The organism is Streptomyces sp. NPDC000075 (assembly GCF_040301925.1).
GTDB classification, from domain to species: Bacteria; Actinomycetota; Actinomycetes; order Streptomycetales; family Streptomycetaceae; genus Streptomyces; species Streptomyces polychromogenes.
On record NZ_JBEPFL010000005.1, the window covers coordinates 183,901 to 208,558 of the forward strand.

At 71.7% G+C, this 24,658-nt stretch carries 23 protein-coding genes; 11 read left to right on the forward strand and 12 right to left on the reverse strand.

What is annotated here, in order from left to right; all coding sequences use genetic code 11:
- Nucleotides 1-52 precede the first annotated feature (52 nt).
- Nucleotides 53-886, forward strand: coding sequence for a polysaccharide deacetylase family protein (locus ABT403_RS08635; protein ID WP_344164276.1), 834 nt, complete (start codon nucleotides 53-55; stop codon nucleotides 884-886).
- A gap of 147 nt (nucleotides 887-1,033) precedes the next feature.
- A complete protein-coding gene (locus ABT403_RS08640; RefSeq protein ID WP_344164279.1) occupies nucleotides 1,034-1,354 on the forward strand; it encodes a nuclear transport factor 2 family protein in 321 nt (106 codons plus the stop codon).
- Nucleotides 1,355-1,380: 26 nt separating this feature from the next.
- Here the strand turns inward: ABT403_RS08640 and ABT403_RS08645 are convergent, their stop codons facing one another.
- The gene (locus tag ABT403_RS08645) at nucleotides 1,381-2,505 is read right to left on the reverse strand and encodes a serine hydrolase domain-containing protein (RefSeq protein ID WP_344164282.1); all 1,125 of its coding nucleotides are present in this window, start codon (nucleotides 2,503-2,505) and stop codon (nucleotides 1,381-1,383) included.
- A 186-nt stretch (nucleotides 2,506-2,691) separates the two neighbouring features.
- Here ABT403_RS08645 and ABT403_RS08650 point away from each other — a divergent pair, with 186 nt between their 5' ends.
- Nucleotides 2,692-3,306, forward strand: a complete 615-nt coding sequence (locus ABT403_RS08650; RefSeq protein ID WP_344164285.1) for a hypothetical protein — start codon at nucleotides 2,692-2,694, stop codon at nucleotides 3,304-3,306.
- Nucleotides 3,307-3,455: 149 nt separating this feature from the next.
- Here the strand turns inward: ABT403_RS08650 and ABT403_RS08655 are convergent, their stop codons facing one another.
- The 3 genes from ABT403_RS08655 to ABT403_RS08665 all read right to left on the reverse strand — a co-directional run bounded on the left by ABT403_RS08655 (nucleotide 3,456) and on the right by ABT403_RS08665 (nucleotide 6,049).
- The gene (locus ABT403_RS08655) at nucleotides 3,456-4,745 is read right to left on the reverse strand and encodes an extracellular solute-binding protein (protein WP_486388782.1); all 1,290 of its coding nucleotides are present in this window, start codon (nucleotides 4,743-4,745) and stop codon (nucleotides 3,456-3,458) included.
- A gap of 265 nt (nucleotides 4,746-5,010) precedes the next feature.
- The gene (locus ABT403_RS08660; RefSeq protein WP_344164288.1) at nucleotides 5,011-5,628 is read right to left on the reverse strand and encodes an SMI1/KNR4 family protein; all 618 of its coding nucleotides are present in this window, start codon (nucleotides 5,626-5,628) and stop codon (nucleotides 5,011-5,013) included.
- Nucleotides 5,629-5,692: 64 nt separating this feature from the next.
- Complete coding sequence (locus ABT403_RS08665) at nucleotides 5,693-6,049, reverse strand: DUF192 domain-containing protein (RefSeq protein WP_344164291.1); 357 nt, start codon at nucleotides 6,047-6,049, stop codon at nucleotides 5,693-5,695.
- Between the two features lie 132 nt (nucleotides 6,050-6,181).
- Here ABT403_RS08665 and ABT403_RS08670 point away from each other — a divergent pair, with 132 nt between their 5' ends.
- Nucleotides 6,182-6,883 carry a prepilin peptidase gene (locus ABT403_RS08670; RefSeq protein ID WP_344164294.1) on the forward strand — a complete coding sequence of 234 codons (702 nt, stop codon included), beginning with the start codon at nucleotides 6,182-6,184 and terminating at the stop codon, nucleotides 6,881-6,883.
- Between the two features lie 131 nt (nucleotides 6,884-7,014).
- Here ABT403_RS08670 and mgrA read toward each other — a convergent pair whose 3' ends face one another.
- Nucleotides 7,015-8,052: an L-glyceraldehyde 3-phosphate reductase gene (mgrA, locus tag ABT403_RS08675; RefSeq protein ID WP_344164297.1), complete on the reverse strand. Its 1,038-nt coding sequence runs from the start codon at nucleotides 8,050-8,052 to the stop codon at nucleotides 7,015-7,017.
- A 129-nt stretch (nucleotides 8,053-8,181) separates the two neighbouring features.
- Between mgrA and ABT403_RS08680 the strand changes: the two genes are divergently transcribed.
- From ABT403_RS08680 to ABT403_RS08700, 5 genes are all read left to right on the forward strand, one after another.
- Nucleotides 8,182-8,943 (forward strand): isoprenyl transferase, encoded by a 762-nt coding sequence (locus ABT403_RS08680; RefSeq protein WP_344165828.1) that lies wholly within the window; start codon nucleotides 8,182-8,184, stop codon nucleotides 8,941-8,943.
- 325 nt (nucleotides 8,944-9,268) lie between these two features.
- On the forward strand, nucleotides 9,269-10,585 hold the full coding sequence (phoH2, locus tag ABT403_RS08685; protein WP_344164300.1) for an RNA 5'-3' helicase PhoH2: 1,317 nt from the start codon (nucleotides 9,269-9,271) through the stop codon (nucleotides 10,583-10,585).
- Nucleotides 10,586-11,021: 436 nt separating this feature from the next.
- Complete coding sequence (locus ABT403_RS08690; protein WP_344164303.1) at nucleotides 11,022-11,744, forward strand: aggregation-promoting factor C-terminal-like domain-containing protein; 723 nt, start codon at nucleotides 11,022-11,024, stop codon at nucleotides 11,742-11,744.
- Nucleotides 11,745-11,862: 118 nt separating this feature from the next.
- Nucleotides 11,863-13,200: an AI-2E family transporter gene (locus ABT403_RS08695; protein WP_344164306.1), complete on the forward strand. Its 1,338-nt coding sequence runs from the start codon at nucleotides 11,863-11,865 to the stop codon at nucleotides 13,198-13,200.
- A complete protein-coding gene (locus ABT403_RS08700) occupies nucleotides 13,197-13,904 on the forward strand; it encodes a hypothetical protein (RefSeq protein WP_344164309.1) in 708 nt (235 codons plus the stop codon). Before ABT403_RS08695 ends, ABT403_RS08700 begins: the two co-directional genes overlap by 4 nt.
- 86 nt (nucleotides 13,905-13,990) lie before the next feature.
- On the opposite strand, the gene ABT403_RS08705 is transcribed toward ABT403_RS08700, so the two are convergent.
- Nucleotides 13,991-14,530, reverse strand: a complete 540-nt coding sequence (locus tag ABT403_RS08705) for an alkyl hydroperoxide reductase (RefSeq protein ID WP_344164312.1) — start codon at nucleotides 14,528-14,530, stop codon at nucleotides 13,991-13,993.
- Between the two features lie 3 nt (nucleotides 14,531-14,533).
- A complete protein-coding gene (locus tag ABT403_RS08710; protein ID WP_344164315.1) occupies nucleotides 14,534-15,088 on the reverse strand; it encodes a peroxiredoxin in 555 nt (184 codons plus the stop codon).
- Nucleotides 15,089-15,223: 135 nt separating this feature from the next.
- Here ABT403_RS08710 and ABT403_RS08715 point away from each other — a divergent pair, with 135 nt between their 5' ends.
- The gene (locus ABT403_RS08715) at nucleotides 15,224-16,171 is read left to right on the forward strand and encodes a hydrogen peroxide-inducible genes activator (protein WP_344164318.1); all 948 of its coding nucleotides are present in this window, start codon (nucleotides 15,224-15,226) and stop codon (nucleotides 16,169-16,171) included.
- Nucleotides 16,172-16,241: 70 nt separating this feature from the next.
- Here ABT403_RS08715 and ABT403_RS08720 read toward each other — a convergent pair whose 3' ends face one another.
- Nucleotides 16,242-16,559: a type II toxin-antitoxin system antitoxin gene (locus ABT403_RS08720; protein WP_344164321.1), complete on the reverse strand. Its 318-nt coding sequence runs from the start codon at nucleotides 16,557-16,559 to the stop codon at nucleotides 16,242-16,244.
- The gene (locus ABT403_RS08725) at nucleotides 16,556-17,458 is read right to left on the reverse strand and encodes an SPFH domain-containing protein (protein WP_344164324.1); all 903 of its coding nucleotides are present in this window, start codon (nucleotides 17,456-17,458) and stop codon (nucleotides 16,556-16,558) included. The genes ABT403_RS08720 and ABT403_RS08725 overlap by 4 nt, the downstream gene beginning before the upstream one ends.
- Before the next feature lie 255 nt (nucleotides 17,459-17,713).
- On the opposite strand from ABT403_RS08725, the gene ABT403_RS08730 reads away from it, so the two are divergent.
- A complete protein-coding gene (locus tag ABT403_RS08730; RefSeq protein ID WP_344164328.1) occupies nucleotides 17,714-20,011 on the forward strand; it encodes a transglycosylase domain-containing protein in 2,298 nt (765 codons plus the stop codon).
- A 70-nt stretch (nucleotides 20,012-20,081) separates the two neighbouring features.
- Here the strand turns inward: ABT403_RS08730 and ABT403_RS08735 are convergent, their stop codons facing one another.
- From ABT403_RS08735 to ABT403_RS08745, 3 genes are all read right to left on the reverse strand, one after another.
- Entirely contained in the window at nucleotides 20,082-22,178 is a 2,097-nt protein-coding gene (locus tag ABT403_RS08735) for a SpoIIE family protein phosphatase (RefSeq protein ID WP_344164331.1), read from the reverse strand.
- Nucleotides 22,179-22,430: 252 nt separating this feature from the next.
- Nucleotides 22,431-23,144 carry a cytidylyl-2-hydroxypropylphosphonate hydrolase gene (gene fomD / locus ABT403_RS08740; protein WP_344164334.1) on the reverse strand — a complete coding sequence of 238 codons (714 nt, stop codon included), beginning with the start codon at nucleotides 23,142-23,144 and terminating at the stop codon, nucleotides 22,431-22,433.
- Between the two features lie 101 nt (nucleotides 23,145-23,245).
- On the reverse strand, nucleotides 23,246-24,649 hold the full coding sequence (locus ABT403_RS08745; RefSeq protein WP_344164337.1) for a class II fumarate hydratase: 1,404 nt from the start codon (nucleotides 24,647-24,649) through the stop codon (nucleotides 23,246-23,248).
- Nucleotides 24,650-24,658: the final 9 nt, after the last annotated feature.

Genomic DNA, 24,658 nt, shown 5'->3' on the forward strand with positions numbered 1-24,658 from the left:
TTATGGGGCAATTGAGGGGAACCTTCTCAGGTTCGAAGGCGTCCTGATCCACATGACGCGCACGCAGAAGCACAGCCTCCGCGCCCGGATAGCCGTCGCCGCATCGGCCGCGGCCGTCGCCGCCACCGTCTGGGGGGTCACGACCCTGGTCCCTGCGGGCGATCACCACACCTCCCCGCACCATGACGACGCGTCACGTCCGAGCGGTGCGCCGGACGACGGCAAGCCGGGCGGCGCCGGCGCGACGCCCTCCCCCTCCCCCTCCTCCGGCGTGCCCGAGGACATCGCCCACGCCTCGGAGGCCGGCGGGAACGCCGTCAACATCACCATCGACGACGGCCCCGACCCCCGCTGGACCCCGCAGGTCCTCGACGTCCTGGCCAAGTACGACGTGAAGGCCGTCTTCTGCATGATCGGCCCGCAGGCCAAGGCCCACCCGGACCTGGTCAAGAAGGTCGTGGCGGCCGGGCACCGGCTCTGCGACCACACCATGGACCACGACACGACCATGGCGACCAAGCCCGTCGCCTACCAGCAGGCGCAGATCCTCGACGCGAAGAAGCTGATCGAGGAGGCCGCGGGCGGCGGCGCGAAGGTCGAGTACTACCGCGCCCCCGGCGGGGCCTTCACCCCCGACAGCCGGCGCATCGCCGCGGCCGCCGGGATGCGCCCGCTCGGCTGGAACGTCGACACCAAGGACTTCGGCAAGCCCGGCACCGCCGCCATCGTCGCCAGCGTCAAGCGCGAGATCGGCAACGGCCCCACGGTCCTCTTCCACGACGGCGGCGGCGACCGCCGCCAGACCGTCGCCGCCCTCGACCAGGTCCTGCAATGGCTGCGGGAACAGGGCCGGCCGACCGGCTTCCCGGTCCGCACCGCCCCCTGACACGCCGCCGACCGGCGAACGGGTGACGGTCGGCGCCCCGGTCCCGCCCACGGTGTTCCCTGGTCGCGCACGCAGACCGCGCACGCGGACCCGCACACACGGACCGCGCACGCGGACCCGAACGCCCGCGCCCGCCAGGAGGCCACCGTGATCCCCGCCGACCAGCTCACCGACCCCGCCGTCCGCGCCTTCGTCACCGCCGTCAACGCGGGCGACCGGCAGGCCTTCACCGAAGCCCTGACGCCCGGCGCGACCATGTCCGACGACGGCAGCGACCGCGACCTGAACGACTGGGCCGACCGGGAGATCTTCTCCTCCAACGGCCACATGGACGTCGAGTCCGAGGCCGACGGCGGCCGCGCCCTCGTCGCCGACTACCGCAACGACACCTGGGGCGCGATGCGCACCGCCTGGAGGTTCACCGTCTCCGACGGCCGCGTCAGCCGCTTCGAGACCGGCCAGGCCTGAGCACGGCGCCCGGCCGTCCCGGGAAGCTACAGCCCCCGCGCCACCTTCAGCACCGCCGCCGTCAGGGGCCCGTTCTCCGGCGCCGTCCCGCCCGGGAAGCCGAAGCGGCGGCGGGTGTACCCGTACGCGATCCCCGTCACCGGGTCGGCGAAGCCGTTGGCGCCCGCCGCACCGCAGTGCCCGAAGGCCTCCGGGCCCACCGCGTGCTGCTTCTCGAAGCCCAGCCCGAAGTGGTCGGCCTCCGCCACGACCGCGTCCTGGCCCGGCGTGTGCAGCCGCGCCACCTCGGCCACCGTCCGCGGGGTCAGCAGCGCCGGCAGGCCGTTCAGCCCGCTGATCGTGGCCGCGTACAGGCCCGCCACACCGCGTGCCGTGCCGACGCCGCCCGCCGAGGCCGGGCCGAGGGCCTTCACCTTGGGATGGTTGGCGTACGCGACCAGGTCCATCGGCGGCTCGTGGTGCATGTTGAACGCCGTCCGCATCAGCTCCGGCATCGGCCCGCCCGCGGCCAGCAGCTCCAGCTGGGCCGGCGTCGGCAGCATCTCCAGCACCGGCTTCCAGCGGCCCTCCAGCGCCTCCGGCAGACCCATGTACAGGTCCAGCCCGTACGGCGCCCGCACCCGCTCCTCGTAGACCTCCTGGATCGAACGGCCCGTCACCCGGCGCACCACCTCGCCGGTCAGCGCGCCGATCACGAAGGCGTGGTACCCGTACGCCGTCCCCGGCTCCCAGTGCGGCTTCTGCCCGGCCAGCGCGGCCGCCACGAGGGCGTCGTCCGCCATCAGCTCGTAGGAGAACTCGTCGACGGCGATCAGCCCGGAGCCGTGCGCCACCAGTTGGCGCAGCGTCAGCCGCTCCTTGCCGTCCCCCGTGAACTCCGGCCAGTACTCCACCACCGGGGCGTCCAGGTCCAGTACGCCCTCCTGCGCCAGCAGCGCCACCACCAGGTGGGCGGCGCCCTTGGTGATCGAGAAGACGCCGCTGAGGGTGTCCCCGTCGGTCTCCTCGCCGCCCCACAGGTCCACCACGGTCCGGCCGTGGTGGCGCACCGCCAGCTGGGCCTCCGGGGAATGCGGCTCCGCCGCCACGAAGGCCTCGAACTCCTCCCGGACCGGCTCCCAGCCCGCCTCCACCGTTCCCTGCACCGTCATGCCCATGACATCCCCACCACTCTTCGTGCGTCGATCCGTCGTTCCCGGCCTACACAACCAGAGCCGGTCGGCTCATATGCCCGACCTGGCCGGAATCTGTCAGCTGTCCCCCCGTGCCCCGCTCACGTACGGGTGAACGCGCGCGCGGCGACGTTCCGGGCCCCCGCCGGGGCCGTTGGACGGGGCATGAAGCGCACCCGCACCACCGCTCTCACCGTCGCCGCCGCCGTCGCGGCCCTCACCCCCGCCCTCGGCCAGGCGGCCGCCACGGCCGCCGACGGCAAGGGGAACCTCCCCCAGGACCCGGTCGGCAGTGGGAAGGCGTGGAGCAAGGACCAGAAGCACAAGGTGGAGGGGGAGGCCCGCTTCCACCCGGGCGTGCAGTACGAGACCGTCACCCGGCCCGGCCCCGAGAGCGCGCCCGAGTGGCAGCGCAAGGTCGGGGACCCGAACACGCTGGCCTGGATGCCCTCGTACGAGTTCGGCTGGACGGTCTCCGACGTCCTGGTCAACAAGGGCCTGACCACGAAGAACGGCAAGCACGCCATCACGGTGCACGCCGTGCTGCGCGACGCGCGGGGCGCCGCGGTCGCGGAGGTGGACAAGAAGCTGACCGGACAGGCCGCGACGGGCCGTCAGAAGGTCGCGGGGAACAAGCGGATCGCCTGTGACACCGGTGACTACACGGTGGAGTGGACGGTCGAGCGCCCCGGCTACGCCACGGTCGGCGGCACGCTGCGCTGGAACTCCAGCTGCGAGCAGTACCGGACGGCGTTCGCGGCGGAACGCGCCGGGAAGTAGCCGCGGGAAGGAAGGAGGCCTGCCGCCCTGCGCGCCTTGTGGGCGCTCGTCGGGCGACGCGGCCACGGCCCTTGGATCAAGTGCCGTCGGCCATTCTGCCGTACGGGAAGGGGCGCGACGGGAGTCGAAGGTCCCGTCTCCGCCGGTTTTCAGCCGTTCTTCTTGGCCTCGTTCGCCTTCGAGGCGATGCCCTCCAGGACGGCCTTGGGGTCGCCGTTCGGGTCGAGCGAGTGGCCGATGCTCCGCTTGATGGTGTCGCTGACCGTCACCCAGGACGGGTCGTTGACCGGGTAGAGCTGCGCGCCGCGCAGGGCGGTCAGGAACTGCTCGTCGTTGCGGTCGAGGCCGCCGCCCGAGGGGGTGCGGGAGGCCGAGACCGTCGAGGGCAGCAGGTGGTAGCGGCCGGCGAAGGCCGACAGGTTCTTGTCCTGGTAGACGAAGTCCAGGAACTTGCCGATCTCCTCGCGCTTCCCGTTCTGCTTGAACGCCATCATCCAGTCGGCCACGCCGACGGTCGGCGGGGTCTCGCCCGTGCCGAGGTTGTCCGAGATGGGCATCGGGACGGCGTTGACCGTGATGCCCTTGGCGCGGGCCTCGTGCAGCAGCGAGGGGTAGCCGTTGACCATGCCGACCTCGCCGCGCAGGAACGCGGCGAACGCGTCGGCGCGGTTGAACTGCGACGGCGGGGTCGGGCCGGTGAGCCCCGGGGTGACCAGGTACTGCTTGAGCCAGCGGAAGGTCGCGATGTTCTGGTCGGAGGCGAGGCTGTAGTTGCCGCTGTTGTCGGCGTACCCTCCGCCGTTGCTGAGCTCCCAGATCATCGCCTCGGCGTGCGCCTCCTCGGGGCCCAGCGGCAGGGCGACCGGGTACTTCACGCCCTTTTCCTTGAGCGCCTTGGCGTCGGCCGTGAGGTCGGACCAGGTCTTCGGCGCGGAGGTGATGCCGGCCTGCTTGAAGAGGGAGTCGTTGTAGAAGAGCAGACGGCTCGACGCCACGAACGGCAGGCCGTAGAGGGTGTTGCCGACGGAGCCGGCCTCGGCGAGCGGCTGGAGGAAGTTCGCCTCGGCGCTGATCGAGAGCAGTTCTTCCGCTGAATAAAGCTTTCCCTGGGCCGCGAAGTCCGAGTAGGAACCCATCAGGGCCATGTCCGGCGCATTGCCGGCCTTGACCATACGGGAGACCTCGCGGTCGATGTCGGCCCAGGGCAGGAGCTGCACCTGCACCTTGATGCCGGGGTTCGCGGCCGTGAAATCCTTCGTGACCTTGTCCCAGAAAGCCTTGGAGCTGGTGGCCGCGGTGTCGCCGTATTCGGCGGCCACCAGGCGCAGGGTGCCGCTGTCACCGCTGGCGCCGCTACCGGAAGATCCGCAGCCGGACAGGGTTACGAGCAGGCCGAACACGGTTGCGGTGGCGGCCGCGCCGAACATTTTTCGTCGCACGGGTGGATACCCCTGATTTTCTTTTGAGTCCCGTTATTACTTATGAGTTGCTCCGGGCTGGGGTGTCCCGCCGTGGCCCGTCCTGGCCGGAATTCTCTCCTGAAGGCGGCGGAGTTGTTTCCATTGGGGCGGCAGTTGTGTCCAATGCTCCAAAAAGGCTTTTCGCCATTTGTGTTTTCGAATATGGGGCCCCTGAATTGGACGCGCGTAGACATGCCGAAAAGCCCGTTTCCTTCCGGAAAGGGGCCGTGGGGGTGTCGCGGGATCAGCCGGCGAACTCGCCGGCGTACGGGTCGGGCTCGCCCGTCTCGGGGTTGCGGCCCTCCTGCCAGCGGCGCTGGGCCTTGCGCCAGTGCACGAAGCTGAGGTGGCCGGCGTCCCAGAAGGTGATGCCGACGGGGCTCACGTCGAACTCGTCGGAGCACATCCGCAGCAGGAACTCGGCCATGCCGTACGGGTACACCGCGAAGGCCTCGGCGGTGTGCCGCCCGATGACCAGGACCGGCCAGCGGTCCGGGTCGGGGTCGGTGGTGAGCCAGCACAGGATGTCGGAGCCGGCCGTGACCCCCCAGGCGATGATCGACTCCGGGTCCACGTCGAAGGCGGCCCGGCCGCCCCCGGCCTCCCAGGCCTGCCGGGCGTTGGCGGTCTCCTCCGCCATCTCGGCCGGGTCCCACTGGAGTCCGGGCTTCGGCAGCGGCAGCAGGATCCCGGCCTCGCCGTTGATGGACCCGGCGCCGAAACGGCCCATGAAGGCGACGAAGTCGGAGGGGAAGCGGGTGCCCCAGACGGCCTCGGCCGTCTGCCAGTCGATGTCCTCGTCGGCGCCGTGCGTCGCCGGCATGATCTGCTCCAGCGCCTTGACCCGCGCGTTCTCCGTCATGCCCGCCGCTCCCCTGACGCCCCACGTCAACCGCCCCAACCTACCGCCCGGGGCGCGCCATGACCTAGGGCCCGTCGAGACGCTCCACCGTGACGGTGGCGCCGACCCGGAGCCCCCAGGTCGCCATGGTCCCCGCCTCCGCCTCCAGGACGTGCCGGGCGCGGGGGCGGGGGAGGCCGAGGCGGCCCGGGGGCATGGTGGTGAGGGCGATGACCCGCAGGCGGCGGTCGAGGTAGGCGACGTCGATGGGGAACCGCATGTGGAAGGTGTGCACGGAGGCGGCCGGAGTGAGGAGCATCGCCCCCTCGATCCCGTCCCGGCCGAGGAGGCCGCGGGTGCGGGCGCGGTAGGAGGCGGCGATCTCCAGCGGGAGGGTGGCGCGGGGGGTGCGCAGCGTCGCGGCGCCGTCCTGGTAGGCCATGCGGCCACCCTAGGCTCCGCCGGCCGGCCCGGGGCCGCCGCGCGGAACTTCTCCCCGCCCCGCCCCCCTCACCCATGCGCCGTTTCGCTCAGTCGCCGGCGGGGCTGAGACCGGCCCCGCTACCGTCGGCGGATGGGCGTAGTCGTGATCGTTCTCGCCGTCGCGTACGGCGGAGCCTTCGGGTTCGGGTTGCCGCGGGCCGCGTACCGGCTCTCCGTCGAGCCCGGGGAGCCCTGGCGCGCGCACCTCCCCGACGGGCGGCCCCTCGCGGGGTGGTTCGGGGCCGAGGGCGGCGGCGGCCCCCGCTGGGCCCCGGCCGGGGTCTGCGCGCTCGTGTGCGGGGCGCTGGGGGCCGCCTGCGGGATCCGGCCCGAGGCGGCGGTGTTCGTCGGCGTGGCGCCGCTCGTGGTGCTGCTGGGGATCGTCGACCTCGCCGTGCACCGGCTGCCCGACGTCCTGACCCTGCCCCTGGCCGCGGCCACCGCCGCCCTGCTCGGCGTGGCCGCCCTCCTGCCCCGCGCCGCGGGCAGCTGGCGGGGGGCCCTGTGCGGCGGGGCCGCGCTCGGGGCGGCGTACCTCCTGCTGTTCCTGATCAACCCCGCCGGCATGGGCCTCGGGGACGTCAAGCTCGCGCTTCCCCTGGGGGTCGCTCTTGGGTGGTACGGGTGGGGGGTATGGGCCGCCGGGGCCTTCCTCGGGCTGCTCTACGGGGCCGTGTACGGCCTCGCCCTGCTGCTGACCAGCCGCGCGACCCGGAGGGCCGGCTTCGCGTTCGGACCCTTCATGGCCGCCGGAGCCCTCACCGGAGTGCTCCTGGGCGGATTCGGAGCGTAATCATTTCGCGCCGATGCACGCAGGACGCTTTACGAAGGGTTATGGTGGAACCCCCCCCTCGGGCCGGTCCGTATCCCCCCCACGGACCGGCCCGTTTTCCTTTTCACCCGCCGTGCGGGCAAAAGCGCAGGTCAGCCGCGCTGGGCCCAGATGTTGGTGCCGGGGGTGGAGACCGCGAAGGAGTCGATCTCCTTCAGCTCCTGCTCCGAGAGCGGCGCGCCGGCCAGTGCGGCCACGTTCTCCTCCAGCTGCCGGACGCTCGACGCGCCGATCAGGGCCGAGGTCATGCGCTCGTCCCGCAGCACCCAGTTCAGCGCGAGCTGGGCCAGCGACTGGCCGCGCCGGGCCGCGATCTCGTTCAGGCCGCGCAGCCGCCGCACCACGTCGTCCGAGAGCAGCGCCGGGTTCAGCGACTTGCCCGCCGCGGCCCGGGAGTCCTCCGGGATGCCCTGGAGGTACTTGCCGGTGAGCAGGCCCTGGGCGAGCGGCGCGAAGGCGATGCAGCCCATGCCGGCCGCCTCCAGGGTGTCCAGCAGCCCGTCCTCCTCCGTCCAGCGGTTGATCATGGAGTACGAGGGCTGGTGGATGAGCGGGCGCACGCCCATGTCCCGCAGGATCCGCACCGCCTCAGCGGTCTGCTCCGCCGTGTAGGAGGAGACGCCGACGTACAGCGCCTTGCCCTGCTGGACCGCGGACGCGAGGGCGCCCATGGTCTCCTCCAGCGGGGTGTGCGGGTCGAACCGGTGCGAGTAGAAGACGTCGACGTAGTCGACGCCCATCCGCTTCAGCGAGGCGTCCAGCGAGCCGAGGAGGTACTTGCGGCTGCCCCACTCGCCGTACGGGCCGGGGTGCATCAGGTAGCCGGCCTTCGTGGAGAGGACCAGCTCCTCGCGGTAGCGCGCGAAGTCCTGGGCGAAGATCTTGCCGAAGTTCAGCTCGGCGGAGCCGGGCGGCGGGCCGTAGTTGTTGGCCAGGTCGAAGTGGGTGACGCCGAGGTCGAAGGCGCGGCGCAGGATCGAGCGCTGGGACTCCAGGGACTTGTCGTCGCCGAAGTTGTGCCAGAGGCCGAGGGAGATGGCGGGAAGCTTGAGACCGCTGCGGCCCGTGCGCCGGTAGGGCATGGAGTCGTAGCGGGAGTGGTCTGCCCGATAGGGATTGGTATCAGTCACGTTGTCCTTGCTATCACGGACTTGTGACCCACCGAGTTGGGTACCCGATCCCGCCGCGCAGTAATGTGGCGGAGACTCGGGGGAGACCGCAATTCGCACGGGGGCATGGCACGGAGGGGCTGGAAGATCGTGAAGCTGCGCGACCTGGTGTACAGGCTCTATGCACGCCGGGTGGAAGGTCGCCTCGACCATGACGCGTCGCCCAAGCACATCGGCGTCATCCTGGACGGGAACAGGCGCTGGGCCAAGGCGTCCGGAGGTACGACGGAGCAGGGCCACCAGGCCGGCGCCGACAAGATCTCCGAGCTGCTGGGCTGGTGCACCGAGACGGACGTCGAGGTCGTCACCCTGTGGATGCTGTCCACGGACAACCTGGACCGGCCGGAGGTCGAGCTCCGCCCGCTGCTCAACATCATCGAGAACACCGTCAGGGGCCTCGCGGAGGACGGCCGCTGGCGCGTCCACCACGTGGGCAACCTGGACATCCTGCCGTCCCGGACGCAGAACGTGCTGAAGGAGGCCGAGGAGGCCACGCACGACATCGGCGGGATACTCGTCAACGTCGCCGTCGGCTACGGCGGCCGCCAGGAGATCGCCGACGCGGTCCGCTCGCTGCTGCTGGAGCACGCCGAGAAGGGCACCTCCTTCGAGGAGCTCGCCGAGGTCCTGGACATCGACCACATCGCCGAGCACCTCTACACGCGCGGCCAGCCCGACCCGGACCTGGTGATCCGCACCAGCGGCGAGCAGCGGCTGTCCGGCTTCATGCTGTGGCAGAGCGCGCATTCCGAGTACTACTTCTGCGAGGTCTTCTGGCCGGCCTTCCGCAAGGTCGACTTCCTGCGCGCCCTGCGCGACTACGCCGCCCGCCACCGGCGCTACGGGACCTGACCCCCCGGCCGAAACCCCTCGGAGCCCCTCCGGTCCCGTGCGCCCCCGTGGTGAAGCCTTCACCCGGGGTTCACCCAGCGTCCGTCATATGCCATGGCATGGGCGCCCTCGTTCAAGGGCATAAGCCTTGCAGGTCGATGCCCGATCCACGGGTGTCGAGTCTCAGCGGACGGCACAGGGCCGTCCGCCCGGGAGGCCCTTTGCACCAGGACGAGCGTGCGGTTCGCACGGACGGATTGGAGGGCCGGAAAGCGGCCCTGGCACAGGTGCCGTTGACCGGTCCGGTCTTCATGGCCCGACCTCTTCCGAGGGGGTACGTCCTTCCGTGGTGACCAGCACAAAGCGCCGCCTGTCCGACAGGCGGACCTACGTCCTCGACACCAGCGTCCTGCTGGCAGACCCCAACGCGATCACCCGCTTCGACGAGCACGAGGTCGTGCTCCCGATCGTGGTGATCACCGAGCTGGAGGCGAAGAGGCACCATCCCGAGCTCGGCTACTTCGCCCGTCAGGCCCTGCGCCTGCTCGACGACTTCCGGGTTCGCCACGGCCGCCTCGACGCCCCCATCCCGCTGGGCGATCTGGGCGGGACCCTGCGCGTCGAGCTCAACCACTCCGACCCCGGCATCCTGCCGGCGGGATTCCGGCAGGGGGACAACGACTCGCGCATCCTGGCGGTCGCCCGCAACCTCCAGGCCGAGGGCTACGACGTCACCGTCGTCTCCAAGGACCTCCCGCTGCGCATCAAGGCCTCCTCCGTGGGCCTCCTCGCCGAGGAGTACCGGGCGGAGCTCGCCATCACCGACGCCGGCTGGACCGGCATGAGCGAGCTGGCCCTCTCCGGGGAACAGGTGGACCTCCTCTACTCCGAGGAGCGGCTCTACGTCCCCGAGGCCGCCGAACTGCCGGTGCACACCGGTCTGATCCTCCAGTCCGAGCGCGGCAAGGCCCTGGGCCGGGTCACCGCCGACGGCAACGTCAAGCTCGTCCGGGGCGACCGGGACGCCTTCGGGCTCCACGGCCGCAGCGCCGAACAGCGCATCGCCCTGGACCTGCTGCTCGACCCGGAGGTCGGGATCATCTCGATGGGCGGCCGGGCGGGCACCGGCAAGTCGGCGCTGGCGCTCTGCGCGGGCCTGGAGGCGGTCCTGGAGCGCCGTCAGCACCAGAAGGTGATGGTCTTCCGCCCGCTGTACGCGGTCGGCGGCCAGGACCTCGGCTATCTGCCGGGCGACGCGGGCGAGAAGATGAGCCCCTGGGCGCAGGCGGTGTTCGACACCCTCTCCTCGGTCGCGGGGCGCGAGGTCATCGAGGAGGTGCTGAACCGGGGGATGCTGGAGGTCCTGCCGCTCACGCACATCCGGGGCCGGTCGCTGCACGACTCCTTCGTGATCGTCGACGAGGCGCAGTCCCTGGAGCGCAACGTCCTGCTGACCGTTCTGTCCCGTATCGGGGCCAACTCCCGGGTCGTCCTGACCCATGACGTGGCCCAGCGCGACAATCTGCGCGTCGGCCGGTACGACGGAGTGGTCGCCGTCGTTGAGAAGCTGAAGGGGCATCCGCTCTTCGCCCACGTCACGCTCACCCGCTCCGAGCGCTCCCCGATCGCCGCGCTCGTCACGGAGATGCTCGAATCGCTCTGATCGCCCAGGGGGTGCGAGGAGGGCCCGTAAGGGTCAAATCCCCCATAGTGGGACGGTGAGTTGGCGCCGTCCGGCAAAGGCCCAGGAGCCTAGCCGGACGGCGCCGTTCCGCACAGGCCTTTGCCCAAAACAGCGTCGGCATGCCTGGTGTGACCTTTCCCACGCAACGTGGAATTGCCTTGCGGCGTCAAGGTCCGGCAGAGTCTGGTTTCCGTCAGGCCCCGCATACGGCACATCTGTATCTCCAGTTGGGGATACGCGCAGCACCACAACTCCACAGCCGTTGGCCGTATGCCGCCCGGTTTCACGCGGCAGCCCCCGCAAGGGAGTTGCCCACGGGCCCGTGTCTCCAGTGACCAGAACACCCGGAGTCCAGCGTCGAAGGGGCACTCTTGCGCCCGCGCGGTCACTGCGGACGCTGCTGGAAGGACACCGTGTGAGCCGGATCTCGGTCCGGGGGTTCGCAGTGGCTTCGGCCACCGCGGTCACCACCGTCGGCGCAGTCGTCGGCGTCGCCACTGGCGATGCCGCCACCTCGAACGACCTCGAGACGACCGCGTCCGGAGCGACGCTCCTCCAGGACATTCCGGTCGGCGAACAGGCCCAGGTCCAGGCCGGAAGCCTGGCCCAGCAGGCCGACGCCATCGCTCACGCCGCCGACGACGACGCCAAGCGCTCGACGGAGGAGGCCGCCCGCATCCAGGCCGCCGAGGACGCCAAGGCCAAGAAGGCCGAGGCCGAGAAGGCGGAGCAGGCGAAGAAGGACGCGGACGCCAAGAAGCTCAAGGACGAGCGCGACGCCGCCGAGGGCATCGCCAGCCGCTCGGCCACGCGCGACGCCGGCGACTTCCCGGTCCAGGGCTCCTACACGGTCGCCCAGGTCAAGGACATCGCCCGGCAGCTGGTCCCCTCCGGCCAGTTCCAGTGCTTCTCCAACATCATCAACGAGGAATCGACCTGGAACTACCAGGCCGTGAACTCCTCTTCCGGCGCCTACGGCCTGGTCCAGGCGCTCCCCGGTTCGAAGATGGCCTCGGCCGGCTCGGACTGGCGCACCAACCCGGCCACGCAGATCAAGTGGGGCCTGGGCTACATGAACGAGCGCTACGGCAGCCCGTGCAGCGCCTGGAGCTTCCACCAGGCCAACGGCTGGTACTAGAGGCCCGGCGGACGACGCCCGCACAACCTCGGGGGAACCCCACACCGTCCTACGGTGTGGGGTTCCTCGCGTGTACGGTCGTGCGAGGTCCGGCCGCAGGGCGGGGGAAGGGAACGACATGGCGAAGAGGACGGGCTGGATCGGCCGGCTCGGCAGAGGGCTGAGCCGGATGGAGGCGCGCCTGGACGAGCGGCGGGCGGAGGTCGAGGCGGAGGCCGAGGCCGACGTGGAGCCGCCGGAGCTCCCGCCCGCGGCCGCCCCCGAGCCGCAGGCCACCGCGGCGGCGGCCGCGTTCGACGGCGTCCCGCCGGTCGTCCGGCCCGATCCGGCGGCCGTCATCCCCTGGGGCGTGCGCGTCGCCGCCGAGGCCAGCTGGCGGCTGCTGCTGCTCGCCGGGATGGTCTGGGTGCTGATGAAGGTGATCAGCGAAGTCCGCCTGGTCGTCCTCGCCTTCGCCGCCGCGCTGCTCGTCACCGCGCTGCTCCAGCCCTTCGTGGTGCGGCTGCGCCGGATCGGGCTGCCGCGCGGGCTGGCCACCGCCGTGACCGCCGTCCTCGGCTTCGTCGTCATCGGACTGGTCGGCTGGTTCGTGGTCTGGCAGGTCATGGAGAACCTGGACGACCTCTCCAGCCGGCTGCGCGAGGGCATCAACGAGCTCAAGAGCTGGGCCCTGGACAGTCCGTTCCACGTGACCGAGAAGCAGATCAACGACATCGCGAAGAACCTCAGCGAGACCATCGGCACCAACACCGAGGAGATCACCTCGGCCGGCCTCCAGGGCGTGACGGTCCTCGTCGAGGTGCTGACGGGCATGCTGCTCGCGATGTTCTCGACGCTGTTCCTGCTCTACGACGGCCAGAAGATCTGGAACTGGGTGCTCGGCCTGGTCCCGTCCGCCGCCCGCCCCGGCGTCGCCGGAGCCGGCCCGCGCGCCTGGCGCACGCTGACCGCGTACGTGCGCGGCACGGTCCTCGTCGCGCTCATCGACGCCGTGTTCATCGGTCTCGGCATCTACTTCCTCAAGGTGCCGATGGCGGTGCCGCTCGCCGTGTTCATCTTCCTCTTCGCCTTCATCCCGCTCGTCGGCGCCGTGGTCTCCGGCGCCCTCGCGGTGGTCGTGGCCCTGGTGACCCAGGGGCCGTTCACCGCCCTGATGGTGCTGCTCGTGGTCCTGGCGGTGCAGCAGATCGAGGGGCACGTGCTCCAGCCCTTCATCCTGGGCCGGGCCGTACGGGTCCACCCGCTCGCGGTGGTGCTGTCGGTGGCGGCCGGCGGGATGATCGCCGGGATCGGGGGCGCGGTCGTGGCCGTGCCGCTGGTCGCCGTCACCAACACCGTCGTCGTCTACCTGCGCGCGTACTCGCGCGAGCGGCGCCTCACCCCCGTCTCCCCGACCGGCCCCGCGCCGCACGGGGCCACCGCCGTACAGGCGGTGGAGCGGGAGGGCCGGGGGTGATCGGCGAGCCCGAGCTCGAAGGGGAGTGGGCCGCGCGGGAGCCGGCCCCCGCCGCCGCCCGCACCGAGGACGCCCCCGCCGCACCGGCGTCCGGGCCCGCCGGGTCCTTACGGGCGGCGCCCTGGCGCTGGGCGCTGGGCGGGGCCGTGGTCGCCTCGATGGTGTGGGCGGGGGCCCTGGTCGTGCGGGAACGTCACGCCGACGCCGGGCCGCCGGTCCGGCACCGGCACAGCGAGCAGCTGTGCACGGAGACCCCGTTCAAGGCGGTCGGCACGGCCCTCGGCAGCCTCGGCGTGGGCATGCCGAGCCACGGGGAGGGGCCCGCGGTCGACTGGTCGTACTGCTTCGCCGCCGGCTCCACGGGTGAGCAGGCGTTCACCCACGAGGCCCAGGTGCTGGTCGAGCTGCACAAAAAGGCCGACCCGGCGACGGAGTTCGGCGCGCGGCCGGAGGTGGACCCGTTCGCCGCGTCGCCGGCCGTCGCGGCCGAGAAGGTGTCCGGACTGGGGGAGCGGGCGCAGTTCTCGGGCGAGGTGCAGGCGCCCCGGCTCCAGGTGCTCGACGGCGGGACGGTGGTCACCTACACCGTCCGCTGGTGGACCAAGGGAAGCCCCGGCGCCGCCGACGAGGTCGACGGGGACGCCGTCAAGGCGGCGATGGCCGAGGACGCCCGCGCCCTGCTGGCCCGGCTCAGGAAGAAGTAGGGGCGCCGCGAACGCACCGCGCCCCCGAGGCCGGAAGGGGCCGCGGGGGCGCGGGGGCGCGTACGGGAAAACACCCGTACGGGTGACTACTCGGCGGCCAGGGCCGCTTCCGCGTCGAGGGTGACGGCGACGGCCTGGATCACCGAGGCGATCTTGAAGGCCTCCTGGACCGTCTCGCGGTCCACGCCGGCCTTGCGCAGGACCTGCTCGTGCGAGTCCAGGCACTGGCCGCAGCCGTTGATGGCGGAGACCGCGAGCGACCAGAGCTCGAAGTCCACCTTCTCCACGCCCGGGTTGCCGATGACGTTCATCCGCAGGCCCGCGCGCAGCGTGCCGTACTCCGGGTCGGAGAGCAGGTGCCGGGTCCGGTAGAAGACGTTGTTCATCGCCATGACCGCGGCGGCGGACTTGGCGGCGTTGTACGCCTCCGGGGACAGCGCGGCCTTGGCCTCGGGCTCCAGCTCACGCAGGACGCGCGGGGAGCGGGCGGCGATCGCGCAGGACAGGACGGTGCCCCACAGCTGCTGCCGGGTGAGGGTGTCCTGGTTGCCGATGACCGAACCGAGGTTCAGCTTCAGGTCCTTGGCGAAGTCCGGTATGGCGGACTTGAGGGAGTCGAGGGACATCCGTCACTCACCGGCCAGCAGGGCGCCGGCGTTCAGGGTGTCCTCGCCCTTGTTCCAGTTGCAGGGGCACAGCTCGTCGGTCTGCAGGGCGTCGAGGACCCGCAGGACCTCCTTGGGGTTACGGCCCACGGAACCGGCGGTCACCATCGAGAACTGGATCTCGTTGTTCGGGTCCACGATGAAGACGGCGCGCTGGGCGAAGCCGTCCTCGCCCTGGATGCCGCAGGCCTGCATCAGCTCGTGCTTGGAGTCGGCCAGCATCGGGAAGGGCAGGTCACGCAGGTCGGCGTGGTCCTTGCGCCAGGCGTGGTGGACGTACTCGGAGTCGCCGGAGACGCCGAGGATCTGGGCGTCACGGTCGAGGAACTCGTCGTTCAGCTTGCCGAACGCGGCGATCTCGGTGGGGCACACGAAGGTGAAGTCGGCGGGCCAGAAGAAGACGACGCGCCACTTGCCCTCGTAGCTCTTCTGGTCGATCTGCGCGAACTCCTTGCCGGCTTCGAGCGAGACGCAGGCGGTCAGGTCGTAGCTGGGGAACTTGTCACCGACAGTGAGCACGAACTCTCCTTGTGGAATGGAAAGTGACCCTTTTGGGGGCTTTCCGAGAGGGTTGGACGGATCTCACATGCTGACACAGCTGCATTGATTACAGAAATAGCTACTCTTGTGGCGGGTGATCGGAGGTACCTATCAGTGGCTGTGAGTAGTAGAGGACAGAAGCAGCCGACGCTGGCGCAGCTGCGCGCCTTCGCGGCGGTCGCGGAACACCTGCACTTCCGGGACGCCGCCGCCGCGATCGGCATGAGCCAGCCCGCGCTCTCGGGGGCGGTCTCCGCGCTGGAGGAGGCCCTCGGCGTCCAGCTCCTGGAGCGCACCACCCGCAAGGTGCTGCTCTCCCCGGCGGGCGAGCGGATCGCCGTCCGGGCGCGGGGCGTGCTCGACGCGGTGGGCGGCCTGCTGGAGGAGGCCGAGGCGGTACGGGCCCCCTTCACCGGAGTGCTGCGCCTCGGCGTGATCCCGACGGTCGCCCCGTACCTGCTGCCGACCGTCCTCGGGCTCTTCCACCGCCGCTACCCCCGTATGGACCTCCAGGTCCACGAGGAGCAGACGGCCTCCCTGCTGGAGGGCCTGGCCGCCGGACGCCTCGACCTGCTGCTGCTCGCCGTGCCGCTGGGCGTCCCGGGCGTATGTGAACTCCCGCTCTTCGACGAGGACTTCGTCCTGCTGGCCCCGCGCGACCATCCGCTGGCCGGGCGCCGGGACATCCCCCGCGAGGAACTGCGCGGCCTGCAACTGCTGTTGCTCGACGAAGGGCACTGCCTGCGCGACCAGGCCCTGGACATCTGCCGGGAGGCCGGACGCACCACCGGGGCCGACGTCACGACCACCGCCGCCGGGCTCTCCACGCTGGTCCAGCTGGTCGCCGGAGGGCTCGGGGTGACCCTGCTGCCGCGCACCGCGCTGCGGCTGGAGACGGCCCGCAACGAGGCCCTGGCCACCGGCTACTTCGCCGAGCCGGCCCCCTCCCGGCGGATCGCCCTGGCCATGCGGACCGGGACCGCCCGGCAGGAGGAGTTCCGGGCCGTCGCGGGCGCCCTGCGCGAGGCGGTGCGCCCGCTCCCCGTGTGGCCCACCGACTGACGGGCCCGGGGGCACCGGCCCCGCGCGGGTCACTCCGTACGCAGGCCGTCCGGCCGGAGGCCGGGACGGCTCAGGGCTCGGGGTTCTTGCGGGGGCGGCCGCGCGGTGCGATCGGGGCGGCGCCGCCCGGCAGGCGGCCGTGCTCGGACAGGGCCCGGCGGAGCAGGAACTCGATCTGGGCGTTCGCGCTGCGCAGCTCCTCCCCGGCCCAGCGGGCGAGGGCGTCGTACACCTGCGGGTCGAGCCGCAGCAGCACCTGCTTGCGCGCCTGCCGCCCGGGCCGGGCGGGCCTGGCCTCGGGGTCCTGCTGCGACGCGGGGCCAGGGTCGGGGCCGGAGCCGGCTCCCGGGCCCTGGGCCCCGCCGGGGCGGGGGGCGGCGGGGGTCACTGGTAGAGGGTGCCCGTGTTGACGACCGGCTGGGCCGCGCGGTCGCCGCAGAGGACGACCATCAGGTTGGAGACCATGGCGGCCTTGCGCTCCGGGTCCAGGTCCACGATCTCCTCCTCGGCCAGCCGGGTCAGGGCGAGCTCCACCATGCCCACCGCGCCCTCGACGATCTGCTTGCGGGCCGCCACGACGGCACCGGCCTGCTGGCGCTGGAGCATCGCGGAGGCGATCTCCGGAGCGTACGCGAGGTGGGTGAAGCGGGACTCGATGATCTCCACGCCGGCCGCCTCCACCCGGGCGGCCAATTCGGCGGCGAGCTTCTCGGTGATCTCCTCGGCGTTGCCGCGCAGGGACAGGCCGCCCTCTTCGTGGGAGTCGTAGGGGTACTCGATCGCGATGTGCCGGACGGCGGCCTCGGTCTGCGTCTCGACGAACTCGGTGAAGTCGTCGACCTCGAAGACGGCCCTGGCGGTGTCGGCGACCCGCCACACCACGACCGAGGCCAGCTCGATCGGGTTGCCGTAGGCGTCGTTGACCTTCAGGACGGCCGTCTCGTGGTTGCGGACGCGGGTGGAGATCTTCTCGCGCGAGGTCAGCGGGTTGACCCAGCGCAGTCCGTCCGTGCGGATGGTCCCCCGGTAGCGGCCGAAGAGCTGGACCACGCGGGCCTCGCCCGGAGCCACCGTGTTCAGCCCGCTCATGGCCAGCACCGAGGCCAGCACCACCAGGATGCCGAGCGGGATCACGCTGGCCTGCACGGCCGCCGCGGACGTGGTCGCGCCGAGGGCGATCAGGCCCACCCCGGCGGCCAGCCCCACCAGCCCCGACAGCAGCGCGAGCCCGCCGCCGACGCTGTGTGCCGTGAACTCCCTTATGCCGACCGGTCGTTCGTCGGTCATCGTCGCTGTCATGGAATGCCCCCGTTTGATGCGTCGCGTCCGGTCCTGGTCGAGCGGAACGTCTAGCAAATTGATAGCACTTTTTGCGATGACCGCAACCCTTCCGGCATCGTGAGCGTCGGTTCCATTGGAGTGGGTGCTGATTCTCACGTCCGAATTGACCGGTATTGATCAGGGTTAGCCAACCTTTGTCACAGCCTGCGGTGTTAGTTTTCTGAGCTGACGTCGGGGGGGTAATCGAGCGGAGCGGGAGCGATGGGCCGAGCAGATGCGCGACGGGCGCAGCAGCAGCGCGGTGGGCGGAAGGCGCCGACCGGGCGTGCCGCCGGGCGCGCGGGCAAGCCGACCGGGAAGAAGCGCAGCGGCATACGTCGCTTCCTGAACTGGAAGACGATCCTCGGGACCTTCCTCGGCGGGATCCTGCTCCTCGTGGCCGGAGCCTTCGCCCTCTACTTCTCCGTGGACGAGCCGACCGACCCCAACAAGACGGCGGTCCTGCAGAGCAACACGTTCAAGTGGGCCGACGGGTCGGTCATGACCCGCACCGGCAAGATGAACCGCGAGATCGTCTCGATCGACAAGATCCCCGAGGACGTGCGGACGGCCTTCATCGCGATCGAGAACAAGACGTTCTACAAGGACCGCGGCGTCGACTTCGTGGGCATCGCCCGAGGCGCCTTCAACACCCTGCGCGGCAAGGGCACGGCCGGTGGTTCGACGATCACCCAGCAGTACGTCAAGAACTACTACCTGACCCAGGACCAGTCGGCGACCCGCAAGCTCCGCGAGATGGTGATCTCCCTCAAGGTCGACCAGCGCATGGAGAAGGACGAGATCCTCGCCGGCTACCTGAACACCAACTTCTACGGCCGCAACGCCTACGGCATCCAGGCCGCGGCCCAGGCCTACTACGGCGTGGACTCCGACAAGCTGACCCTGGAGCAGGGCGCCTACCTGGCCTCGGTGATCCAGGCGCCCAGCCAGTACGACCTGGCGACCGCGGGCCCCAACGGGCGGCGACTGGTCACCATCCGCTTCAACGCCGTCCTCGACAACATGGTCGAGATGGGCAAGCTGGACAAGGCCAAGCGCGACACCCTGCACCTCCCGGAGCCCATCAAGCCCAAGCCGCAGCCGGGCATGGACGGCCAGAAGGGCTACCTGATCCAGGCCGCCAAGCAGGAGCTGAGCCGCCAGGGCGTCAAGGAGGCCGACATCGCGGCCGGCGGCTGGACGATCACCCTCAACATCGACAAGAAGAAGCAGGCGGCGCTGGAGAAGGCCGTCAACGACGAGCTGGAGTCCAAGCTCGACCGCAAGGACGTCAAGGACCGCCCGCAGGACCAGAGCGTCCAGGCCGGCGCCACCTCCGTGGACGCCAAGACCGGGAACATCGTCGCCATGTACGGCGGCGTGGGCCTGGCCGAGAAGGCCGAGAGCAACGCCCTGCGCACCGACTACCAGCCGGGCTCCACCTTCAAGCCGATCGTGCTGGCCACCGCCCTGGAGACCGGGGCGAAGACCCAGGACGGCCGTCCGATCACCCCGAACGCCCTCTACGACGGCACCAGCAAGCGCCCCGTGGTCGGCAGCGACGTCCCCTTCGCCCCGCAGAACCAGGACGACATCAACTACGGCGACCCGATGCTCACGGTCCAGGAGGCCACCAACTCCTCCGTGAACTCCGTGTACGCCCAGATGATCGTGGACGCCAAGCCGCAGGAGGTGAAGAAGACCGCCATCTCCCTCGGCATGAGGGACCGCGACGGCTGGCCCGCCGACAAGCCCGCCATGTCGCTCGGCACCATGAGCGCCAACACCGTGGAGATGGCTGGGGTCTACGCCACCTTCGGCAACCACGGCAAGAAGGTCACCCCGACCATCGTCAAGAGCGCCGAGCACGTGGACGCCGACCACAAGCCGGTCAGCCCCTTCGGCGCCCAGGTCATCAAGCGCGAGACCGCGGACACCGTCACCAAGGTCCTGACCGGCGTGGTCCAGGACGGTTCCGGCAAGGCCGTGCGCAGCGACGCCTACCAGGCCGCCGGCAAGACCGGTACCACCGAGTCCAACGTGGCCGCCTGGTTCACCGGCTACACCCCGGAGCTCGTCACCGTCGTCGCCATGTTCGGTGAGGACCCGAACTCGCACGCCCAGGTCACCCTGACCGGTACGGCCGGCAAGGGCCGCGCGGGCGGTTCCAGCTTCCCCGCCCAGATCTGGCAGGCGTACACCACCGCCGTGCTCTCGGGCGTCAAGACGGGCGAGTTCGACCTGTCGGACGCGAACATGGGCACCCCGGTCGCCCCGACCCGCACCGCGGTCCCGTCCACCGGCCCGACCGGCTCCGTCAGCCCGAGCCCGTCCAGCTCCGGCACCCGCCCGACGGGCAGCCCGGACCCCTCGGGCAGCGGTACCGGCAAGCCGGACCCGACCGCGTCGACGAAGAACCCGACCCCGCCGACGAAGAACCCGACGCCCCCGACGGGTGACCCGCAGCCGCCGACGAAGAAGCCGACGCCGCCGCCGCTGTTCCCGGAGGCACCGCAGTAGGAGTACGGAGACACCGCCGCCCCGCAGCGTTCGCGCTGCGGGGCGGCGGTCTTTCTCTTCCGTACGGGGATCAGCGCCGGTCGTGCGCCCCGGGCAGCGACAGCTCGAACCAGACCACCTTGCCGCTGCTCAGCCGGGTCGCGCCCCAGCGCCGCGCCATGCGGTTGACCAGGAACAGGCCGCGCCCGCCCTCGTCGGTCTCCCGGGCCCGGCGCTGGCGGGGCAGCTGCGGGGAGTCGTCTCCGACCTCGCAGCGCAGGACGTCCGTCCGCAGCAGGCGCAGGGTCACGGGCCGCTCGGCGTACCGGACGGCGTTCGTGACCACCTCGCTGACCAGCAGCTCCAGCGAGTCGCTCAGCTCCTCCAGCCCCCAGCGGGCCAGGGCGCGGCGGGCGAACCGGCGGGCCCGGCCCGGAGCGGTCTCCTCCGGGTCCAGGAACCAGTACGCCACGTCGCTGGGCGCGATCCCCTCGAAGCGGGCCGCGAGCAGCGCGATGTCGTCGTCCCGGTCGCCCGGGCCGAGCATGTCCAGCACGTCGTCGCAGAGGGCCTCCAGCGGCGGCGAGTGGTCCAGCCCGGTCAGCTGCGCGGTGGTGGCGAGCCGGTCGCGCAGCTGGTCGATGCCCGTCCACACGTCCCGCAGCCGGGACTCCACCAGCCCGTCGGTGTACAGCAGCAGCGTGGCCCCGGCCGGGGCGTCCAGCTCCACGGCCTCGAAGTCCACCCCGCCGACCCCGATGGGGGCGCCCGGCGGGACGCGCAGCACCTCGGCGCGGCCGCCCAGGTGGAGCAGGACCGGCGGGGGGTGGCCCGCGTTGGCGATGGTGATCCGGTGCGAGACCGGGTCGTAGACCGCGTACAGGCAGGTGGCCATCCGGTCGGAGCCGAGCCGCTGGGCCTGCTCGTCCAGGTGGTGCAGCACCTCGGCGGGGGGCAGGTCCAGCTGGGCCAGGGTCTGCGCGGTCGTGCGCAGCTGCCCCATGATCGCGGCGGAGGTCATGGAGTGGCCCATGACGTCTCCGACGACCAGGGCGACCCGGCTGCCGGGCAGCGGTATGGCGTCGTACCAGTCGCCGCCGACCCGGGCCGTCTCGGCGGCGGGCAGGTAGCGCGAGGCGAGCCGCACGCCGGTGGGCTGGGGCAGGCCGTCGGGCAGCATCGTGCGCTGGAGCTCGTCGGCGATGTAGGCCTCGCGGCCGTAGAGCACGGCTTTGTCGATGCCGAGCGCGGTGTGCGTGGCCAGCTGGGCGGCGACGAGCAGGTCGTTCGTCTCGAAGGAGTCCCGGTCCGGGGTGCGCAGGAACACCGCCGCGCCGATCACGCGGCGGCGGCCGCGCAGCGGGGCCAGGATGGCCCGCTGCCCGCGCGGCACCGGGTGCTCGGAGCCCAGCAGTTCGGGCAGCGCGTCCCGGGCGCCGGGGGCCGACCCGAACACGGGCCGGACACCGCGCAGCACCTCGGCGAGGGCGCCGCCGGGCCGGATCTCGCACAGCTCCGCCGCGGGCAGGTCACCCTGCGGCCCGACCAGCGGCAGCTGGCTGAAGTCGAGTTCGCCGGCGCCCCCCGCGGCCCCGGCGGCCTCACCGCCGTCGGCCAGGCCCAGATCGTCGATCGGCCGGAGCCGGTCGGTGCGGCGCAGCCTTAAAACGACCGGGCCGACGGGCCGCTCGTCGCCGACCGGCAGCGGATCGCGCAGGTAGACGAGGATGGCGTCGGAGAAGGTGGGTACGGTCGCCCGGCACAGGCCGAGCACGATCTCGTCGAGGTCGATGCCGCGGGCGATGCGGCGCGTGGCCGCGCCGACGAACCGCAGCCGGTCGCCCTCGCGCCGGGCCACGCCGGTCTCGGCGGGTCCGGAGCCGGTCCCGCCCGTGCCCGCGGCCCCCGCGGGCTGCGGGCCGGCGGGGGCGCCCGGGGCCCCGTCGGGCCGGCCGGCGTTGCGTGCGGCCTCGCCGTCACGGGTCCGCGCGCCCTCGGGGTCCGAGTCCGCCGGGCCGTGGCCCGGGACGGCCTCGCCGGCGGTGCCCCGCGGGCGCGGGAAATCGGCATGCGTGCGTACGGCCTCGGCGGCCGCGATGGGGGCCTTGCCGTGGCCGAGCTCGTCCGTACCTCCGCCGGGGGCGACGGTGGGCTGCGGGCCCTCCTGGGAGGTGGGGTACTCCGTCACGCGTGGAATTCCGTCCGTTTGCGCTCGATGTGCGCTGCACTCAACTCGGTCAGTCGCGGTATACCCGCTCAGCGGCGGGGGCACCACCACCCCCGGATTCCGCGTCCCGCTCGTTACCTTTCTTTCCGCGTCGACCTCCGGTCAAGTCCCGGTCGCCGCAGGTCATTTACGGGTGCGGGACCGGGAAGGCCCCCCGCGTACGACCGGCGGAGGACGATCCTACGTTTGAACCCCGGGGGCGCATCAAGGGTCTCATGACGTCATATGCGCCGGGGTGCGGTCCCAGTCCTCGGGCAGAACCGGAACTTCCCAGGCCGGATCGGGCCTCCAGTTCTCCCAGCCGTCACGGAACGGCGGCCCCCAGGCCTTGACGACCTCCAGCGCCGCGCGGCCCGCCTCCTCGACGCGCCGCGCCTGCTCCGGGCCGATCAGGCCGATCCGCCGCGCCTGCGCGAACTCGTCCTCGTCCCGCCAGGTCCAGGTGCGGTCCGGGTCGACGGTGATGTCGAGGAAGTGGTCCACCGAGTCCACCCCGCCCGTCCAGCGGGTGCGCGGCTCCTCCAGGTTCACGTACCAGTTCTTGAACACCCAGCCGCGGTCCCAGAACAGCCACACCGACCAGGGATCGGCGGGCCGGGCCAGCTTGAGCACCCCGGCGCCGAACCAGCGCGCCCGTACGGTGGTGCGCGGCGCGGTGTAGCGGGTGGCGAGGGGTTCCTCGTGGACCGGGGTGCCGTCGGCGAGCACGGGCTTGACGCATTCGGTGCCGGGCGCCATCCACACCGCGAGCAGTTCGTCGGTGTCCTGGACGACGGTGACCGGGCGGGCGATGTGGACGGCGCCGGCCGGCGCGTGGTCGCGGTAGCGCCAGAGGATCGGCGTCCCCGGCGCCCAGCGCGTGCCCTGCGTCCCGCCCGGCGCGGCGGGGCCCGCCGCGCCGGTGCCGGGCCTGGAAGTACCTGTCATGCGCAGATCTTAGGGCGGTGCTCCTCCCGGATGCTGCGGTGCAGGTCACGGAGGGGGTCGGGGGCCGTAAACGACCGGATTCGGCCCCTGGCCGGGGAGGTTCAGGGCCGGGTCATCCGCAGGACGTCCAGGGCCTCGTCCAGCTGCCGGAGCGTCAGCGCGCCCCGGTCGACGTACCCGGACTCCAGGACGACCTCGCGGATGGTCTTGCGTTCGGCGAGGGAGCGCTTGGCCACCTTGGCGGCCTCCTCGTACCCGATGTAGCGGTTCAGCGGGGTCACCACGGAGGGCGAGGACTCGGCGTACTCCCTGGCCCGTTCGGTGTTGGCGGTGATCCCGTCGACGGTGCGGTCGGCCAGCAGGCGGCTCCCGTTCGCCAGCAGCCGGATCGATTCGAGGAGGTTGCGGGCCATCACGGGGAGCATCACGTTGAGCTCGAAGTTGCCGGCCGCGCCCGCCACGGTGACCGCGGTGTCGTTGCCCGTCACCTGCGCGGCGATCATCAGGAGGGCCTCGGGGACGACCGGATTGACCTTGCCAGGCATGATCGAGGACCCCGGCTGGAGATCCGGCAGATTGATTTCGGCCAATCCGGTGCGCGGCCCGGAGGCCATCCAGCGCAGATCGTTGCAGATCTTGGTGAGCGAGACGGCGATCGTACGGAGCATCCCCGAGGTCTCCACCAGCGCGTCCCGCGCCCCCTGGGCCTCGAAGTGGTCGCGGGCCTCGGTCAGCGGCAGCCCGGTGGCCCGCGCCACCTCGGCGATCACGGCCGCCGAGAACCCGGGCGGGGTGTTGATGCCGGTGCCGACGGCGGTGCCGCCCAGCGGCAGCTCGGCCAGCCGGGGCAGGGCGGCGTTCAGGCGCTCGATCCCGTAGCGGATCTGCGCGGCGTAGCCGCCGAACTCCTGGCCCAGGGTGACGGGGGTGGCGTCCATCAGGTGCGTGCGGCCGGACTTGACCACCTCGGCGAACGCGGCGGCCTTGCGCTCCAGGGCCAGTTCCAGGTGGCGCAGGGCCGGGACCAGGTCGTGGGTGACGGCGGCGGTGGCGGCGATGTGGATGGACGAGGGGAAGACGTCGTTGGAGCTCTGCGAGGCGTTGACGTGGTCGTTGGGGTGGACCTCGCGCCCGAGCCGTTCGGTGGCCAGGGTGGCGATCACCTCGTTGGTGTTCATGTTGGACGAGGTCCCGGAGCCGGTCTGGAACACGTCGACGGGGAAGTGCTCGTCCCAGCGGCCCTCGGCGACCTCCGCCGCGGCGGACCGGATGGCGCCCGCCGTCTCCTCGTCCAGCACCCCGAGTTCGGCGTTGACCAGGGCGGCGGCCGCCTTGATCCGGGCCAGGGCCTCGATGTGGGCGCGTTCGATGTGCTGCCCGGAGAGCGGGAAGTTCTCCACCGCGCGCTGGGTCTGGGCGCGCCATTTGGCGTGCGCGGGGACCCGGACCTCGCCCATGGAGTCGTGCTCGATCCGGAACGTCTCTGCCTGCTGATCATCGGTCATCTTCGTATC

Coding starts and splice junctions, on each gene's coding strand:
- ABT403_RS08635 (WP_344164276.1), top strand. CDS start 53: ATGACGCGCACGCAGAAGCACAGCCTCCGCGCCCGGATAGCCGTCGCC.
- ABT403_RS08645 (WP_344164282.1), bottom strand. CDS start 2,505: ATGACGGTGCAGGGAACGGTGGAGGCGGGCTGGGAGCCGGTCCGGGAG.
- ABT403_RS08650 (WP_344164285.1), top strand. CDS start 2,692: ATGAAGCGCACCCGCACCACCGCTCTCACCGTCGCCGCCGCCGTCGCG.
- ABT403_RS08660 (WP_344164288.1), bottom strand. CDS start 5,628: ATGACGGAGAACGCGCGGGTCAAGGCGCTGGAGCAGATCATGCCGGCG.
- ABT403_RS08665 (WP_344164291.1), bottom strand. CDS start 6,049: ATGGCCTACCAGGACGGCGCCGCGACGCTGCGCACCCCCCGCGCCACC.
- ABT403_RS08670 (WP_344164294.1), top strand. CDS start 6,182: ATGGGCGTAGTCGTGATCGTTCTCGCCGTCGCGTACGGCGGAGCCTTC.
- ABT403_RS08695 (WP_344164306.1), top strand. CDS start 11,863: ATGGCGAAGAGGACGGGCTGGATCGGCCGGCTCGGCAGAGGGCTGAGC.
- ABT403_RS08705 (WP_344164312.1), bottom strand. CDS start 14,530: ATGTCCCTCGACTCCCTCAAGTCCGCCATACCGGACTTCGCCAAGGAC.
- ABT403_RS08725 (WP_344164324.1), bottom strand. CDS start 17,458: ATGACCGACGAACGACCGGTCGGCATAAGGGAGTTCACGGCACACAGC.
- ABT403_RS08730 (WP_344164328.1), top strand. CDS start 17,714: ATGGGCCGAGCAGATGCGCGACGGGCGCAGCAGCAGCGCGGTGGGCGG.
- fomD (WP_344164334.1), bottom strand. CDS start 23,144: ATGACAGGTACTTCCAGGCCCGGCACCGGCGCGGCGGGCCCCGCCGCG.
- ABT403_RS08745 (WP_344164337.1), bottom strand. CDS start 24,649: ATGACCGATGATCAGCAGGCAGAGACGTTCCGGATCGAGCACGACTCC.